Below are 16,976 nucleotides of genomic sequence, written 5' to 3'. Positions count from 1 at the left end.
ACCCGGACCCTATTTCACGTTGCCGGCGATCTTGTCGACCTTCAGGCGGACGACGACGCGTTCGGTTTCGGGGCCTTCGGGCGGCGGGTCCTGGGCGAGGTACTTGTGGCTGAGGGTCTTGGGGAGGGTCTTGCCGGGGTCGGGGGTGATCGTGGCGGTGCCGCGCAGCTGGGTGTGGCGGTAGGGATTGGTCGCGTCGGTGATGGAGACGCTGAGGCGGGGATCACGGCGCAGGTTGCGGACCTTCCGGCGGTCTTCGGTGGCGCTGAAGACGAGGTCACCGTCGTCGAGGCCGATCCAGACGACGGAGGTCTGCGGGGCGCCGTCGGGGTCGAGGGTGGCGACGGTGGCGAAGTTCTTCCCGTCGATCAGGGCGCGGACGGCGTCCGGGAGGGTGAGGGCCATATCACGCCGAACCGGCCTCGGCGGGGGCCTATTCCGCGGCTGAGACTCAAGCGCTCCAACCGGCGAGGGGTGACTAGGTGGAGTGCTGGCCAGCGGGTTTGAAGGGGCGCGTTCGCCGAGGCAGCGTAGGCGGCTGTTGTAGGCCTGTTGCTCGACCGCCAGTGGCGGTTTTCCTCACCGGTGTCCAGATCCGATCGCAGCCGGTGTGGCGGTAGGGATCGACGGCGTCGGTGATGGAGACGCTGAGGCGGGGATCACGGCGCAGTTGCGGGGGCCGGGCCGGCTCGCGAGCACCCCCGCCCTCCTCTGGGGGGCGTGCCCTTGTCCAGCGTATCGGGGGCGGCCGACAAAAAGCCGAAATCCGAGCGGCTGCGGCCGAGTTGTCCACATCTCGGCCCGGCTGTGGACAACTCGGACCGGCGCGACCCTCGGCCCGGGCTGCCTCGGAACGGGCCGTATTCCGGACCAGCGCCGCCGCGCAAAGCAGGCCTATTCCTCCGCCGCCAGCAACAGCGCCGTGGCGAAGGCCGCGATCCCCTCACCGCGCCCCGTGAGGCCCAGCCCGTCCGAAGTCGTCCCCGACACGCTCACCGGTCCCCCGACCGCCTCCGACAGCACCTTCTGCGCCTCCTCGCGCCGCTTCCCCACGCGTGGCGCGTTCCCCACGATCTGCACCGATGCGTTCCCCACCCGCCAACCGGCGGCGTGGACCAGTTCCCGGACCTCGGCCAGCATGTCCGCCCCGTGGGCGCCGTCCATCCGGGGGTCGCCCGTGCCGAACACCGCTCCCAGGTCCCCCAGGCCGGCCGCCGACAGCAGGGCGTCGCACAGCGCGTGTGCTGCCACGTCGCCGTCCGAATGGCCCGCGCAACCGTCCACCTCCGGCCACAGCAGGCCCGCCATCCAGCACTCGCGGCCGGCCTCGATCGGGTGGACGTCGACCCCGTTGCCGATCCTCACAGCGTCTCCTCGTTCTTCGGTGCCGCCGCGATCGCCTCGGCCAGGGATAGTTCGAAATCCGTTGTGACGCGCATCGCGTCCGGGTGCCCGTCGACCAGTGCCGCGCCGGTGGCGTCCCACGGGTCGGCCGCCGACAGGAACGCCGGCAGCCGGTAGCCGATCGGGGTCTGGGCCGTGCGCAGGCGCGTGCGGTCCTCGGTTCCGACGATCAGGGACGAATCGGTCACCTTCACCGTGTCCGCCATCGGCAGCACCGGGACGACGACCGGGTCGTCACCCACCGCAGTGATGACATTGCGCACAGTCTCCGCAGGAATGAAGGCCCGCAGAGCGTCGTGGAGGAGTACAACTGAGTCACGGGGAAGATCGGGCTCGACGGCGGCGAAGGCCTGCCGGAGCGAGCCGGGGACCACCCGGCAGTCCAGGCCGGTGACGGCCTCGGAAAACAACGACGCACACCGCTGGGGGGCCGCCACGAGCACCAGATCGATCTCCGGTACGCCGAGCAGCCCCCGCACGGTGTGCGTGAGTAGCGCCTCACCATGGACCGGCGTGAGAGCGAGCTCTCCGTCGGAGGCATGATGTGCGACGGTCACGATCGCGACGACGTTCATCGGTTCGCGATCGTAGAGGCACCCGTGGGATGCCCTGGGCTCAGACCGTCGCGGTTTCCAGAACTTCGTCGAGGAGGACTTCAGCCTTGTCCTCGTCGGTGCCCTCCGCGAGCGCGAGCTCGCTGACCAGAATTTGCCGCGCCTTGGCGAGCATGCGCTTCTCGCCTGCCGAAAGCCCGCGGTCCTTCTCTCGCCGCCAGAGGTCGCGCACCACTTCGGCCACCTTGTTCACATCGCCGGAGGCGAGCTTCTCGAGGTTGGCCTTGTACCGACGAGACCAGTTGGTTGGCTCCTCGGTGTGCGGAGCACGCAGAACGTCGAAGACCTTGTCCAGTCCTTCTTGCCCGACGACATCGCGAACGCCGACGATCTCGGCGTTGTCAGCGGGCACGCGAACCGTGAGATCCCCTTGCGCGACCTTGAGGACGAGGTACTTCTTTTCCTCGCCCTTGATCACGCGGGTCTCGATGGCTTCGATGAGTGCGGCACCGTGGTGCGGGTAGACGACGGTCTCTCCGACCTTGAAAACCATGTGTCCTCTGCCCCTTTCGCTGACTCCATCCTAGCACGGTCCGCCAGTGCCCACCTAGCGGGCCGGACTCGTCCTCGCAGGTCAGCGGCCTGGGCGGGGGTTGACAAACGTCCGACGCCCGTGCTCATGCAGGTGATGGGGACGCGTTTCCCGAGGTGGTACGAAATCCTTTGTGGACGGTTGATCTTGGGCGCAACGCGGACCGGTTCTGCCCGGGAGATCGCGCCCGGCTAGTCTTCGCGGGGACGAGGCCGTGAAACTGGAAGGACTGCGACGTGAGGCTGCAGAATCGTCGCGTGCTCGGCGCGGGCGTGCTGGCGCTCGGTGCCGCGCTCGTGCTCGCCGGGTGCGGGGCCGGCCAGATCACCCAGACCGACTCGCAGCAGCCCGCCGTCAACGGCACGTATGCCCAGGTCAAGACCATTGTCCTGCGTGACGCCGCGGTGCAGTACCCGACGTCGGGCCCCGGCTACCCGGCCGGCGCGACCCCGTCGCTGACGCTGACGGTCGTGAACATCGGCACCCAGGACGACTCGCTCATCTCGGTGACGACCGAGGACGGCACCCAGGCGACCGTGGGCGGCTCGAAGGCCGTCGTCGCCGGGCACTCCCTGGTGATCGGCCCGGACGACGCGGTCGAGTCCACCAACGAGGTGCAGACCACACCGCCGAGCGCGCCCTCGTCGACGGGCACGTCCGCGAGCTCGACTCCCACCAAGTCGGAGACCAACACCCCGGGCAGCCTGACGGCGTCGTCGACGTCCGAGGTCCCGTCGTCCGGCCCGGCCGCGACGCCGACAGCGCCCGAGAAGGTCGGCCAGGCCACGGTCAAGCTGCCGGCGCTGAAGCAGCCGCTGTGGCCGGGGCAGACGATCAAGGTGACGTTCGTCTTCCAGAACGCGGGCCCGGTCACCGTGGAGCTGCCGGTCGCGGCTCCGGCGCACGTCAAGGAGTAGGTCCCCGGTTTTGTCGGTGGTCGCCGATAGCCTCGCGGGGTGAAGAAGGGGACCACCTACCGCTGCGGGAGCTGCGGGTACGAAGCGGCCAAGTGGCTGGGCCGGTGTCCGGAGTGCCAGGAATGGGGCTCGTTCGAGGAACGCGGGGCGCCGGTCAAGCCGGCCATCCAGCGCGTCGCCGCCGGGGCGCCCAGCGCACCCGCGCGGCCGATCGGCGAGGTCGACGTCGAGGCCGCGCGCGCCCGGCGCACCGGTGTCTCCGAGCTCGACCGGGTGCTCGGCGGCGGTCTCGTCCCGGGCGCTGTCGTCCTGCTCGCCGGTGAACCCGGGGTCGGCAAGTCGACCCTGCTGCTCGAGGTCGCCTACCAGTGGGCGAAGACCGTCGACAGGTCCCTCTACGTCACCGGCGAGGAGTCCGCGGGCCAGGTCCGGTTGCGCGCCGAGCGAACGGGCAACGTCCACGACCGCATGTACCTCGCCGCCGAGAGCGACCTCTCCGCCATCCTCGGCCACGTCGACGACGTCAAGCCGGGCGTGCTGATCGTCGACTCGGTGCAGACGATGGCATCTCCGCAGGTCGACGGCTCGCCGGGCGGGGTCACGCAGGTCCGCGCGGTGACGTCCGGGCTCGTCGCGCTCGCCAAGGAGCGCGGGCTGCCCGTCGTCCTGGTGGGGCACGTCACGAAAGACGGCTCGGTCGCCGGCCCGCGCGTGCTCGAACACCTGGTGGACGTCGTGCTGCAGTTCGAGGGCGACAAGCACTCGACGCTGCGGATGGTCCGCGGCATCAAGAACCGCTTCGGCGCCGCCGACGAGATCGGCTGCTTCGAGCTGCAGGAAGAAGGCATCGTCGGGGTGCCGGACCCGTCCGGGCTGTTCATCAGCCGCACGGCGGAGCCGGTCCCCGGCACGGCGATCACCGTCTCCCTCGAAGGCAAGCGGCCGCTGCTGGGCGAGGTCCAGGCGCTGGTGTCGTCGACGTCGGCGCCGCAGCCGCGGCGCGCGGTGAGCGGGCTGGACTCGGCGCGCGTGGCGATGGTCCTGGCCGTCCTCGAGAAGCGCGGCGGGCTGAAGCTCGGCGACAAGGACGTCTACGCCGCCACGGTCGGCGGCATGAAGATCACCGAGCCCGGGATCGACCTCGCGCTGGTGCTGGCGCTGACGTCGAGCTTCGGAGACGTCGCCCTGTCACCCCGGCTGGTGTCCGTCGGCGAGGTCGGGCTGGCCGGTGAGATCCGCCGGGTGCCGAGTGTCGGGCGCAGGCTGGCCGAGGCCGCGCGGCTGGGTTTCACGCACGCACTGGTCCCGCCGGACTCGGGGAAGCCGCCGGCGGGAATCCGCGTGTTGGAGGTGGCGAACGTCGCGGACGCGTTGAACGCGGCCAGTCACGCCCGCTGATCACCCCGACGCCCGGGTGATCGAGAACGAGTACACGGCGTCCGGCTCGCCGAGCTTCTGCGCGTTCGGCGGGAACACCGGGATTTCCGAGGACATCGTGACGGTCGTCGACGGGTACGCCGGGGAGCTCGGCGGTATCTCCGACGTGCTCATCGGGATGTTGCTCGGCTGACCGGTCACCGAGAACACGCCGTCGGCCGCGGCCATCAGCTGGGCCGTCGACGGGTCGAGGTACAGGCGCTGGCCCTTGTCCTTCCCGACGACGACCGTCGCGGGACGCCCGTCGGGCGTGTGCCCGGCCTCGGCGTAGATGCCGGGCAGCGCGGTCAGCGCGTCCCGCAGGGCGATCCGGACGTCCTTGCCGACCAGGCCCAGCCCCAGCACGCTGCGCACCATCGCGATCGACTCGGCCGGAGCCCCGTGGTTGTCGCGGAGCAGGGCCTTGGCCACCTGCGCGCGGTCGGGGGTCAGCGAGGCGACGAACGCCGCGTCCGGCGCCAGCCAGTTCGTGGGCGGCCGGCCGGGGAACACGCCGCCGGGGCCGTACTCGTCGAGGGGGGCCCGGTTGAGGCGGACCTTGGCCTGCGTGGCGGCGTCCAGCCCGCTGATCCCGCCCGTCCACCTCGTGCGGCGGTGCCAGACGCCGGTGGGATCGGCGGGGATCCACAGCTCGACCATCTGCTGGAACTTCGACGGCAGCCCGAAGGTCATCTGGCTCACCCACGCGAGCTTCTGCGCGTAGTGGAATTCGCCGGGCGCGAGCGGCCGGTCGGGGTCGGCGAGCTGCGCGGCGGGGTGCGCCGGTTCCGGCGCCGGCGGGCGCAGCGAAACGACGATCCCGAGCCCGCCGACCAGCGTGACGACGGCCGCGGCCACCGCGATCCACCGCCAGGTGCCACGCCGGCGGGGCTGGGGCGGTGCTTCGGCGGTGCCGGCCGCGGCCATCAGGGACGCGCGCGCGAACGCCAGCCCGTCGTCCTCCTCGACGTCGTCGTGCAGGTCGGACAGGGCCGCGTCGAGTTCGGCGTCGGACCAGATCTTCCGGACGTTGTCTTCACGCAAGGTCCTGCACCTCCTCTTGAGCCGGGGCGTTCGTCCTGAGCCAGCGTCTGATCCGGTGCAGCCGGGACCGGACGGTACCGGGTGGGATGCCGAGGGCTTCGGCGACCTCGGCCGGTTCGAGCCCGGCCCAGGAGACGAGCAGCAGCGTGTCGCGGTCGGCGGGGCTCAGCTTGGCCAGCGCGCCGGCGAGCTGGGCGGCGCGGACCTGGGCGTCGACCTGCTCGGCGACGCGGCCGTCGTGCGCGGCGTGGGTGTGGTCGCCGGTGCGCGCGAGCCGCGCGGTGGCCTGCAGCCCGCGCAGCTCGGACCGCACGTGGTGGCGCAGCAGGTTGGTGGCGATGCCGTAGAGCCACGACCGCGCGGTGCCGAGCTCCGGCCGGTAGGACTCCCGCCGCCGCAGGGCGACGAGGAAGGTCTCGGCGACGAGGTCGTTGGCCGGCTCCGGGCCGACGCGCCGGGCGAGGTAGCGCCGCAGCGCGGCGGCGTGGGCGTCGAAGAGCCGCCCGAACGCCGGCCCGGGCTCACTTCCGCCCAGGTCCGGGCGGTCGGGCCCCCAGAGCTCCGATCCCTCGTGGATCACCTGCATGCCCCCCGTTGCCCGCAGCGCGCTTCAGCGTTCACGGGCGAACCTACTTTCGTCGTGCGCCGTTCGGGACGGGTCCGGCCGGGCCCCGAGCGTCGAAGGCGATCTTCCGCCCTGGTCGGCCCGGCGAGTCGCGCATTCGGCGGAAAGGACTGGACCACGTCTTTCGCCTGGTGCGCGTACTTCGTTACCGAGTACCGGAATGTCGAGACTATGACCTTGATCTCAATTGCTCCGGGTTGGGCGCTTTCCTAGGTTGGTGGAGCGACCGTCCGGGAGGGGCGGGTGCGGGGGAGGGGAATCCATGCGCGTTCGCGCGGTGCTTTGCGGTGCTTTTTTCACGGTGGTCGTGTCGGTGCTGAGCCCGGCGGCCGCACTCGCGGCAGGCAGCGCTCCCGGCGCGGCGGCGCTCGCGGCCAGTCCGGCCGCGGACCGGGTCTGGGTGCAGTACCTGGCGCAGCGCGACCCGCGGTCGCTCGTCCGGATCGCGGCCTGGCAGGCGCTGCTGTCGAGCGACCCGGACGCCGCGATCGCCCAGTTCCTGACCTCCGGCTACGACTACGCGGTCCGGCTGTCCGCGGAGCGGAAGGCGCGCAACGCGGACTTCGCCAAGCGGGTTCTCGCGGCCTTCACCGCCGAGTTCGCGCCCGAAGTCCACGCCGCGGCGCAGTACGCCGTGAACAGCCGGAACGACGCCGATCGCGAGCTCTTCGCCAACGGCGGGTTCGAAGCCGCGAAGCAGCGTGACGCGGCCGCCCGGCAAGCGCGGGGCGACCAGGCCAAGGCGCTCTCGGACGCCGATCGCGTCTTCGTCCGGGACCTCGCCGAGCGCGACCCGGGTGCGCAGGTGCGGGTGAGCGCGGCGTACGCGGTGCGCGCCGGCGCGACGGACGACGACCTCGTCGAGTTCTTCGCCAGCGGCTGGGCGTTCGGCGCCCGGCTGGACCTCGAATCCTTCCGGCAGCGGTCCGCCGACGACGACGCGCGGTGGCGGGTCACGGTCACGGGGTTGCTGGCCGACGCCGCCGCGGCGGAGGAGGCCGCCAAGAACGCCTCGGCCGAGCTGGCCGAACAGGCCCGCGCCAACGCCGTCGGTGCCTGGCAGGCCGTCGGCAGGCAGACCGCGCCCGCACTGTCCTATTGGGACGATGCGCGGCGGGTCACCGACGCGCAGGCGGCGAACTGGGCGGCGGTCACCGCCGCCGCGAACGCCGCCACCGGGCCGAACTGGGCCGCCGTGGCCGGCCCGGCGGGGGCGGCGGAAGCCGACTGGACCGCGGAGCGCGACTTCGCCGTTCAGCAAGCCGCCTATTGGACTTCCTTGCTGCAGCAGGCACTCGACGGCGAACAGCGGGTCCGCGCGGGCAACTGACCGCACCCGATCCGTTCTCCGGTCCCGCTCGCCGCGGGACCGGCGGAACCGCGCGTCCGCGTGGATCGCGCACGACACCACCCGAGGGGAACATGAGAAGGCGAACGAATCTGGCGGTCGCAGCGGCCGTCACCCTGGCCGTGGCCGGCGGGCTCACCGGGGTCCCGGTGCCCGCCGTCGCGGCGGTCCCGGTCCCGGCCGCGAGCGCGGCCACGGCCGCCGCGCCCGAGTCCACGATGGAGGACAAGGTCCGGGCGGCCGCCGTGCTGGGCATCCTGGCCGGCGACGACCTCCTGGTGCTCAACGACCGCAACTTCGTCATCGCGCTGTGGCGGCAGGCCACGGGCCGCGAGGTCCGGGCCTCGGCGGAACTCGCCTTCTCGGGCACCGACCTCGAGTGCACGCAGTGGATCAAGACCGGCATCCACGAGGCCAAGAAGCGCGACGACGCCAACGAAATCCGTGACGCGGAGATCGCGCGGCAGGCCCGCGAACTCAAGCAGCACGCCGCGGCGACCATCGGGATCGCCGCGGAACCGGAGCTGCTCGTGCAGAGCTACCGCGATTTCGTGTACGCGCTCTGGCAGCGGGCCACCGGGCCGAAGGTGAAGGCCGCCGCGCTGGCCGCGTTCGGCGGTGACGAAGCGGCCCAGAAGGAGTTCCTGCTCAACGGCATCGTCACCGCGCACGCCCAGGACCAGCAGGACGCGATCGACGCCGACCAGGCCGCCAGCGAGGCGGAGAAGGCGCGGATCGCCGCCCGCAACGCCAAGGCGAACGCCGCCGCCGTGCTCGGCATCGTCGCCACCGAGAGCGTGCTGGTGCTGTCCGACGAGAACTTCGTCCGCGAGATCTGGAACCGGGCGACGCCGGGGACCGAGGTCGCGATCGCGGCCGAGACCGCGTTGCGCAGCAGCAACCCGGCCGACTGGAAGGCGTTCATCGACACCGGCATCTACGACGCGAACCGGCGGGACATCGCCATCGCGCTGCAGAAGAAGGCGGACGCGGACCGCAAGCGCCTGAACGAGCTCAAGGTGAAGGCCGAGAACAGCGGGATGCACCCGGCGCTGGTCGCGGCGGCCACCACCGCGCTGGCCGGGGACGCCGGCGCGGTCGACCGGTTCCTGCGCATCGGCCAGTACGAGGACGGCGTCCTCCGGCAGTCGCTGAGCGCCCAGACGCCGGGGTCCCGCGGCGCCCACATCCGCGCGGCGACGGGCTCGCAGGCCGTCATCGACTTCGGGCCGGTCGCTCCCCAGCCGGCCGACGGCGTGCCCTTCACCTGGAAAGTCGTGCCGGGTCTCGCGGACTTCGACTGCCACTCCTTCGAGTCGGTCACCAGCCCGGGCACGTACCTGCGGCAGCTCGACTTCAAGGTGCTGGCAGCGGCGAGCGACGGCTCGGACCGGTTCCGGTCCGACGCCACCTGGTGCTCGCGGTCCGGCACGGACGCCGGCACGGTCACCTTGGAGTCGAAGGGCGCGCCCGGCCGGTTCCTCCGGCACTACGGCGGGCTGCTCTACGCGGCGGACAAGAGCGGCGCCCACCCGTACGACGCGGTGAGCCTCTTCGAAGAGGACCGGCTGTGGCGCGTCGACGGCGAGAACGCCACCAGCTCGGCGATCCACCGGCGCTGGCTCAACGACGACGCCGTGCGTGCGCGCGTCGGCGACCCGGTCGCGGACGAGGTGACCGACGGTTCCCTGCGGTACCGCGACTACACGAAGGGCCGGCTCGTCTGGTCCACCGCCACGGGCGCGAAGGAGCTGGAGGGCAACATCCTCGCCAAGTACATCGAACGCGACCTGCCGCACTCGGCCGCCTTCGGCGCGCCGACCATCGATGAGACGTCCACCCCGGCGGGCGGCGGCCGGTACAACCACTTCGCCGGCGGCGGGTCGATCTACTGGACGAGCACGACCGGTGCGCACCCCGTTTCCGGCGGCGTCAAGGACCGCTGGCGGGCACTGGACTGGGAACGCTCCTACCTGGGCTTCCCGGCGGCCGACCCGGCCGAGACGGCCACCGCGATCTGCCAGAACTTCCAGGGTGGCTCGGTCTCCGTCCGGAAGTCCGACGGCGTCGTGACCGACAGCCGCTCGCGCTGTGTCGGAACGGCCTAGCGGCCCGCACTGATCCGTCGACCGAACAGCGGGGCCCGGCACCTCCGGGTGCCGGGCCCCGCGACGTCTTGGGGAGAGCCGTGAACCTGAAGAGATCCGCGGTGGCGGGCGCGCTGGCCGTCACCATGCTGGCCGGGCTGCTGCAGCCGTCCGCCGCCGCGCCGCACCCGCTCGCGGCGGCGCCGGTCGCCGCCCAGGCCGCCGATGACCCGGCGCCGCCGGACGACCACCCGCCCGAGGAGCTGTACCAGCCGTGGGACGGCCAGACCGGCGTGCCGGACTGGGGTGATCCGCGGTTCCGGCAGCTCGTCGCCGACAACGCCGAGCTGGCCGAGGACCTCGAGGTCCGGGACGCCGCGAAAGCCGCGTTGGCCGCGGGCGGCCCGGCGATCATGGCGTTCCTCGACACCGGTCTCGTCGACGCCCAGCACCGCGCCGCCGAGCGCAAGGCCCGCGAAGCCGCGGCCGACCGCGCCCTCATCGAGCCGATGCGCGGCACCGGCGGGCCCTACTTCAACGCCGAAGTCGACCGCGTGCTGGCCGGCAGCGACTCCGACCGCAGGCTCTTCCTCGCCTACGGCAAGGACGTCGCCAAGCAGCGCGACGACCAGGTCAGCCAGGACGCGCAGACCAGGGCGGCACAGAACCGCTCCCGCGTCCAGCTCCTCACCGGCGCCGGCGGACCGGCCGTGAAGGCGGCCGCCGAGCAGGCTCTCCTCGGCGGCGACGCCGCGATCGAAGCCTTCCTGGCGACCGGCTACCTGACCGCGGCCAAGGCCGACGCCGACGCCCGTGAACAGCAGATCGAGGCCGAGCGGGCCCGGATCAAGGCCGCCGAAGACCTCTCCGACCTGGCCAAGCGCGCGGCGCGGGCGGCGCAGGCGCGGCACGACCTGCTCGTCGCGCACGGCAACGGCGTCCACGCGCTCGAGCGGGCCGCCAACGCCCTCGTCTCGGCCGGTACCGAAGCCCGCCGCGCCGAGCAGATCCTGGTGGCGAACAAGGCGGGCGGCCAGCACCCGCCGTCGGCGTTCGACGACGTGAAGAACGAGGTGGCGCGCCAGCTCGGCTACGCCCGGCAGGCCGCGACCGACGCCCAGCAGGCGGCGGCGACCGCGCAGGTCCAGGCGGGCATCCTGGTCGACACCGGCCTGACCTACGGCGTCCAGTGGGCACAGATGGCGACGGGCATGGCGGACGCGGCCCAGGCCGCGGTGTCCGCGTCCGAGACCGCGCAGCACGCGATCGACGCGACGGCCTACACCGACCAGGCCCGCAACGCGCAGGAAGAGGCGGAACGGCACGCCGAGGAAGCGAAGCAGTGGCGGCTGCACGCCGAGGAGCACGCCCGCGCGGCGGCCAAGATCGCCGACGCCGCCAGGGTCCAGGCGGACGCCGCGAAGGACGCGGCCGCCCGCACCAAGGCCGCGCGGGTCGTGGCCGAACAGGCGGAAAGCCAGGCCTGGGCCGCGGCCGAACGGACGAAGAACGCCCGGATCACCGCGGAGCGCGAAGCGGCCAACGCGGCCGCAGCGCGGGCGACGGCCGAACGCGAGCGCGGCAACGCCCACTCGGCCCGCCTCCGCGCGGACCAGCAGGCGGCGACCGCCCACTCGGCGCGTCGCGAAGCCGACCGGCAGGCCGGGATCGCGTCCGACGCGCTCGACGACGCCAACATCCAGGACGGCATCACCGCGGACCTCGAAACCAAGGCTCGCGGCGAAGAGGACAACGCACACCGTGCCCGGGACCGTGCGTACGCGGCCGAAGCGGCCCAGCTGGCCTCGGATGCCCGGGCGGCCGCTCTCGAAGCGGGCGCGGCCGCGGCCCGGGGTGGGGCCTACGAGCAGCCGGCCCGTGACGCGGCGACCCGCGCGCGTCAGGACGCCGGCACGGCCCGGACCGCGGCGACGGCGGCGCGCGGAGCGGCGAACACCGCGACCGGCGCCGCGGCGGGTGCGCGGGCGTCGGCCACCGAAGCGACCCGTGCGGCGGCCCGTGCCCGGGCGGCCGCGCAGGCGGCGCAGGCCGCGGCGGCCCGCGCCGACGCGGCGGCACGCCAGGCCGAAGCCGAAGCCGCGGCGACGCACGCCGCCGCGTTGCGGGCCGAATCCGCGGCGGCGGACGCCACGGCGAACGAGGCCAAGGCGGCCGAGGCCGCCCGGTCGGCCACCGCGTTGGCGGAGCAGGCGTCCGGCGAGGCGATGCAGGCGCTCTTCGCGGCCGACCGCACCAAGGCGGAGGCCGACGCGGCCGCGAACGAAGCCGTGTCCGCGGCCACCCAGGCGAACCTCGCGGTCAACGCCGCGCTGGCCGCCCGCTCGTCGTCGCAGGCCATCACCGACCCGGCCAACACCGCGATCACCGTCGCGACGCCGTTCAGCGGGACCGACATCGCGGCGGACTTCACCGTCCTGGTCGCCCAGCAGGCGAAGCTGGTCGGCGACCAGCAGGCCCAGGCGGCCAAGACCCGCGCGGACGAGGCCCTCGTCGCGGCGCAGGCGGCGGCCGACGCGGCGGCCAGGGCGGCGGGCGAGATCAAGCCGGCCTACGACGCTTCCGCGGCGGCCGCGCGGTCCGCGTCGGCGGCCGCGAACTCGGCGGCCGAAGCCCAGCGGGCCGCCGCGGACGCGGCCGTCGACGGTGCCGCGGCCCGGGCCGCGAGTGGCCGGGCCGCCCAGGCGGACGCGCAGGCGAAGGCCGACGCGGTCCGGGCCAGGACCGCGGCCAACGCGGCGGGCAACGACGCGGCGATCGCGGGCCGGGCGGCTTCGGCGGCGGAAGGTGACGCGGCCGCGGCGCGATCGGCGGCGAGCCGGGCCGAGGGCGACGCCGCGGCCGCGCGGGACGCGGCGAGCCGGGCGGAGGACAGCGCGACCAAGGCGGAAGCGGCGGCCGACGACGCCCGGATCCACGCGGACAACGTCGCGCAGGCGGCGAAGAACGCGCTGGACAGCTCGATCGAGGCCGGGAAGGCGGCCGACCGCGCGGAGGAAGCGAAGCGCAAGGCCGACCAGGACGCGGCGGACAAGGCCGCCGACGAGGCTGCGCAGGGCCGGGTCCCGTTGCCGGGGCCCGATTCGGTCCAGGAGATCGACTACGGGCACGGCCTGGTGCTGTTCGTCGACCCCGAAACCGGCATCTACTACCTGAACGGTGTCGGACTGGGCAAGGACTCGCCCGACCTGCGGAAGCTCATCCCGATCCTGCTGCAGCTGCTGGCCGGCGACGGAGAGAAGTACTTCCCCACCGAGAACCCGTGGGCGGATCCGCGGACGGGCATGTTCTACCTCCTGGTCGACGCCTGCCGGGAGAACTCGGACCTGTGCAACAGCACTTTCGAGGCGGCGGTGCTGGGCATGGGCGCCGGTGGGCCGGATCCCGCGGGCAACGACGACCCGATGGCGTTCCTGCTCCTCGCGTCGTTCGCGGACTTCACGATCGGCCCGGGCGGCAAGTGGAAGGCCAAACCGCCCCGTGGGGTGCCGACCGGCGTCGCGTGCAACTGCTTCCCGGCGGGGACGACCGTCGCCACCGAACACGGTCAGGTGCCGATCGAGCGGGTCGCGGTCGGCGACCGCGTCTGGGCGCGTGATCTCGCGACCGGGCGCTCGGAGCTGCGCGGTGTGGTCGGCCTGTTCTCCAAGCACGCCGACGAGATCCTCACCGTCACCACGACGGCGACATCGCTGCAGGTCACGCCGCAGCACCCGTTCTGGGTGGTCGGAAAGGGCTGGACGGACGCCGGCGAGCTGCGGGCGGGCGACCGGCTGACCACGCTCGGCGGCGAAGAGCAGGCGATCACCGGGATCACGAGCGCCCGGGAACCGACCACGGTCTACAACTTCGAGGTCGAAGGTGATCACAACTACTACATCACCGACGCGCAGCTGCTCGTCCACAACTGCAACCTCAAGTACCACGAAGCCGCCGGCGGCCACGCCATCGAGAAGCACGTGGGCCGCACGGACGCCCAGCTCGCAGCGCGCAAGATCAGCCGATCGTCGACGTTCAACGACCTCCCCACGGCGGAGCGGATCACGCAGAAGAACCTCGACGCGAACGCCGAGAAGATCGCGAACTGGAAGAAGGGCACCGACCCCGACGTGCAGATCACGACATCGGTCGATGGTTCCGAAGGACGGATCCTCCTCAGGAACGGGAGCCGCGAGAAGCCGACGAGAACCATCGCCTGGCTGATCCGGAACCCGAGCCTGCCGGACGGCTACTACATCATGACCAGTTACCTGGACTGACCGCGGTGTTCTGAGAGGGTTGCCGGGACCACCCGGTCCCGGCAACCCGTTCCGATGGAGTTTCGATGATCGTGAAGTGCACCGCCGAGTCCGGCGGGCAGCGGGTGGCGCCCGCCTACGGCTTGACCTACGTCCTGCCGCCGGAGTTCCGGCTGACCAGGGGACGGGAGTACGAGGTCTACGGGTTCGCGCTGTTCGAGAAGGGCCCGGCCGTCCTCGTCCGCAACGACGACCGCTATCCGGAGTGGTACGCGACGAGCGTGGTGGAAGTGCTCGGCAGCGCGGTGCCGGACGGGTGGCGAGCCGGTCGCGGAGCGGGGTACGAGCTGGTCCTCACCTACCCCGAACTGGCCGCTTCCGAGACCGCGATGGCCGAGCTGGTCGAACTGCGGCAGGACGCCCTGCGGACCTTCGCCCGGCAGGTGCAGTCCCGCACGAGTGCGCTCTCGGTGGCGGCGACACCTCCCTTCGCCACGCTCGTCGACCTCGCCGGGCACTTCCACCAGGACTACGACGTGGTCGCCGACACGGTTCTCGGTGTCGTCGACGACTACGCCGCGGGCCGGCCCGAGGCGGTGCGGGCCGTCCTGGCGGAGCTCGACGCCCTGTTCGCCGCCGGGATGGACGAGGTCGTCGCGCACCGGATCTGGCTCGTCGAGGGCTGGGCCAGCTACGACCCCGCCCGCGATGGGCTGACCTGCCTCGAGTGGCTCGGCCAGGTCCGCGACCACCTTTCGGCGTGATCCATCCGGGGTGGGGTGAGAGACGGGCCGCACCCCGCGCCGCAATCATCCTCGTGAGGCGCCAACTCATTGGCGCCACATCTGGGGAAGGATCGTCATGCGTAGATTCCGCGCCGGTTTCGTCGCGCTCGTCGCCACTTTCGGGCTCGTCGGGCTGCCCGCAGTTGCCCAAGCCCGCACCGAAGCCGTCCTCAACATCCAGTACCAGGTCCAGGAAACCGGGTACTGGTGCGGCCCGGCCGCGACGCGGATCGCCATGTCCGCGCGGACTTCGAACCTGCCGAGCCAGGCCACGCTCGCGGCCCAGCTCGGCACCACCACCAACGGCACCGACTGGATCGGGCAGGTCACCGGCGTCCTGAACGCCGACCTCGGCACCTCCTGGTACGAGACCAAGGAAATGCCGAACGACCCGCCCACCCAGGCCCAGCGCGATCTGCTCTGGCGGGACATCACCCTCGACATCGACAACGGCTACGCGATCGTCGCCAACATCGTCGCGCCCGCGAACAACCACCCGCCCGGCTACCCGAACTACACGATCTACCACTACTTCACGGTCATCGGGTACGACAGCTCGGACATGACCGTCAAGATCGCCGACCCGGCGAGCTTCGGCGGGAACCAGATCTACTGGCTCAGCTTCGACCAGCTCGCGACGCTGATCCCGCCGAAGGGCTACTCCGCCTAGATCCCCAGCAGTCCCCAATACAGAGCCCAGGGGATGAACACCACGCCGCCGGCCAGTGCGACGGCCAGGCGTGGGGTTCGGTGCCGCCACCACGTCACCGCCGTGGCGATGGTGGCGGCCACCGCGCCCAGGGACAGCAGCTGCAACGCCAGCCACGGCAGCGGCCGGCCCAGGACGACCGGGCCCAGCCCCTTGCCCATCGTCGTCTGGATCAGCACGTCGACGACCACGAACCCCATCACCGTCAGCAACCCGGTCACGCCCAGCCACCGGGTGCCACGGCGCAGAGCGAAACCGAACGCCACCAGCAAGAACAGCAGCACCGCCAGCTGGAGCCACGTCGACTCGTACCAGGCCAACGGCGTCACCGGAGTGCTCGGACGGTCCTGCGCAGGCGGCGCGTCAGCCGAAGAAGCAGCGGGCAGGTCGTGCACCCACGTGCCCACCAGTTCCAGGTAGCCCGGTGCATAGCCGGGCAGCTTGTCGTAGCCGTCCGTCGTGCGGCGCAGCTGGTGCTGCGCGTCCGGGAAGACCCGCAACGTGTACTTGCCCAGGGACTCCCGGAAGATCCGGACGGCTTCGCCCGGCGGCGTCAGGACGTCTTTCGCGCCCCACAGCCCGAGTACCGGCTGGCGCAGGCTCTTCAGCACCGGCACGGGGTCGTAGTGCGCCTCCGGGAAGATCCCGCCGCCGACGAGCTGGCGCATCATCGTCGACGACGCCATCCGCACCATCGACCCGGTCATGTCGAGCTGCCGCAGCTGGTTCTCGATCGCCCACGCCTGTTGCCGCGACGGCTCGACGCCGTTCGCCCCCAGTGTCACCACGAAAGCCACGTCGGCGGACCGTGAAGCCGCCAGCGGCGCCACCCAGCCGCCTTCGCTCAACCCCCAGACGCCGACCCGCGACGGGTCCACTTCCGGCCGTTTCCGCAACGCCTCGACGGCCGCCAGCGCGTCGTCCGCCAGCGTCGAATACGAGCGCGAGAACTGCGAGTACCCCTCGGTTCGCTTGTCGTAGATGAGTGTCGCTATCCCTTGCCGCGCAAAGGCTTCCGCCTGGTCGCGGTAGTCCTCACGGCTGTGCGCCCCCGAGCCGTGGACCATCACCAGGCCCGGCAGTTTCGTTCCCCCTGGTGGGGCGACGACGCTGCCGTGCAGCGTCACGCCGCCGTTCGTGAAAGTCACGTCCGAGCCGTCGGCGGCCGAAGCCGGCGGCGCGGAAAGCGCCAGGATCACCCCGGCCAGTAGTAGTGCCCCTCTTCGCATGTGAGATCCC

Annotated in this window: 14 protein-coding genes; 7 read left to right on the top strand and 7 right to left on the bottom strand. The window is 72.3% G+C overall.

The window, feature by feature from the left end; genetic code table 11:
- Positions 1 to 9 precede the first annotated feature (9 nt).
- The 4 genes from AB0J40_RS41505 to AB0J40_RS41490 all read right to left on the bottom strand — a co-directional run bounded on the left by AB0J40_RS41505 (position 10) and on the right by AB0J40_RS41490 (position 2,511).
- Entirely contained in the window at positions 10 to 405 is a 396-nt protein-coding gene (locus tag AB0J40_RS41505) for a PPOX class F420-dependent oxidoreductase (protein WP_364465072.1), read from the bottom strand.
- A gap of 489 nt (positions 406 to 894) precedes the next feature.
- Positions 895 to 1,365, bottom strand: a complete 471-nt coding sequence (gene ispF / locus AB0J40_RS41500) for a 2-C-methyl-D-erythritol 2,4-cyclodiphosphate synthase (RefSeq protein WP_364465070.1) — start codon at positions 1,363 to 1,365, stop codon at positions 895 to 897.
- Positions 1,362 to 1,979 (bottom strand): 2-C-methyl-D-erythritol 4-phosphate cytidylyltransferase, encoded by a 618-nt coding sequence (locus AB0J40_RS41495; RefSeq protein ID WP_364465068.1) that lies wholly within the window; start codon positions 1,977 to 1,979, stop codon positions 1,362 to 1,364. The genes ispF and AB0J40_RS41495 overlap by 4 nt, the downstream gene beginning before the upstream one ends.
- A 40-nt stretch (positions 1,980 to 2,019) precedes the next feature.
- On the bottom strand, positions 2,020 to 2,511 hold the full coding sequence (locus AB0J40_RS41490; RefSeq protein WP_004559016.1) for a CarD family transcriptional regulator: 492 nt from the start codon (positions 2,509 to 2,511) through the stop codon (positions 2,020 to 2,022).
- A 275-nt stretch (positions 2,512 to 2,786) separates the two neighbouring features.
- Here AB0J40_RS41490 and AB0J40_RS41485 point away from each other — a divergent pair, with 275 nt between their 5' ends.
- Both AB0J40_RS41485 and radA read left to right on the top strand, forming a co-directional pair.
- Positions 2,787 to 3,467 carry a hypothetical protein gene (locus tag AB0J40_RS41485; protein ID WP_364465067.1) on the top strand — a complete coding sequence of 227 codons (681 nt, stop codon included), beginning with the start codon at positions 2,787 to 2,789 and terminating at the stop codon, positions 3,465 to 3,467.
- A 39-nt stretch (positions 3,468 to 3,506) separates the two neighbouring features.
- Positions 3,507 to 4,865 (top strand): DNA repair protein RadA, encoded by a 1,359-nt coding sequence (radA, locus tag AB0J40_RS41480; RefSeq protein WP_364465065.1) that lies wholly within the window; start codon positions 3,507 to 3,509, stop codon positions 4,863 to 4,865.
- On the opposite strand, the gene AB0J40_RS41475 is transcribed toward radA, so the two are convergent.
- Together AB0J40_RS41475 and AB0J40_RS41470 are read right to left on the bottom strand one after the other, a co-directional pair.
- Positions 4,866 to 5,927: a hypothetical protein gene (locus tag AB0J40_RS41475; protein WP_364465063.1), complete on the bottom strand. Its 1,062-nt coding sequence runs from the start codon at positions 5,925 to 5,927 to the stop codon at positions 4,866 to 4,868.
- Positions 5,920 to 6,513 carry a sigma-70 family RNA polymerase sigma factor gene (locus tag AB0J40_RS41470; protein WP_364465061.1) on the bottom strand — a complete coding sequence of 198 codons (594 nt, stop codon included), beginning with the start codon at positions 6,511 to 6,513 and terminating at the stop codon, positions 5,920 to 5,922. The genes AB0J40_RS41475 and AB0J40_RS41470 overlap by 8 nt, the downstream gene beginning before the upstream one ends.
- A 301-nt stretch (positions 6,514 to 6,814) precedes the next feature.
- On the opposite strand from AB0J40_RS41470, the gene AB0J40_RS41465 reads away from it, so the two are divergent.
- From AB0J40_RS41465 to AB0J40_RS41445, 5 genes are all read left to right on the top strand, one after another.
- Positions 6,815 to 7,882 (top strand): hypothetical protein, encoded by a 1,068-nt coding sequence (locus AB0J40_RS41465; protein ID WP_364465059.1) that lies wholly within the window; start codon positions 6,815 to 6,817, stop codon positions 7,880 to 7,882.
- A gap of 92 nt (positions 7,883 to 7,974) precedes the next feature.
- On the top strand, positions 7,975 to 10,008 hold the full coding sequence (locus AB0J40_RS41460) for an AbfB domain-containing protein (RefSeq protein WP_364465057.1): 2,034 nt from the start codon (positions 7,975 to 7,977) through the stop codon (positions 10,006 to 10,008).
- Positions 10,009 to 10,088: 80 nt separating this feature from the next.
- Positions 10,089 to 14,264 carry a polymorphic toxin-type HINT domain-containing protein gene (locus tag AB0J40_RS41455; protein ID WP_364465055.1) on the top strand — a complete coding sequence of 1,392 codons (4,176 nt, stop codon included), beginning with the start codon at positions 10,089 to 10,091 and terminating at the stop codon, positions 14,262 to 14,264.
- Positions 14,265 to 14,329: 65 nt separating this feature from the next.
- The gene (locus AB0J40_RS41450) at positions 14,330 to 15,007 is read left to right on the top strand and encodes a contact-dependent growth inhibition system immunity protein (protein WP_364465053.1); all 678 of its coding nucleotides are present in this window, start codon (positions 14,330 to 14,332) and stop codon (positions 15,005 to 15,007) included.
- Between the two features lie 97 nt (positions 15,008 to 15,104).
- Positions 15,105 to 15,698 carry a C39 family peptidase gene (locus AB0J40_RS41445; RefSeq protein WP_364465051.1) on the top strand — a complete coding sequence of 198 codons (594 nt, stop codon included), beginning with the start codon at positions 15,105 to 15,107 and terminating at the stop codon, positions 15,696 to 15,698.
- Here AB0J40_RS41445 and AB0J40_RS41440 read toward each other — a convergent pair.
- A complete protein-coding gene (locus tag AB0J40_RS41440) occupies positions 15,695 to 16,966 on the bottom strand; it encodes an alpha/beta hydrolase (protein WP_364465049.1) in 1,272 nt (423 codons plus the stop codon). The two genes, AB0J40_RS41445 and AB0J40_RS41440, sit on opposite strands and share 4 nt — an antisense overlap.
- Between the last annotated feature and the right edge of the window lie 10 nt (positions 16,967 to 16,976).

Origin of the sequence: Amycolatopsis sp. NPDC049691, assembly GCF_040675005.1 — a bacterium.
Lineage (GTDB): Bacteria > Actinomycetota > Actinomycetes > Mycobacteriales > Pseudonocardiaceae > Amycolatopsis.
Note: the sequence above shows the minus strand (reverse complement) of the source record. Positions and strands in the feature narration are given on the sequence as shown.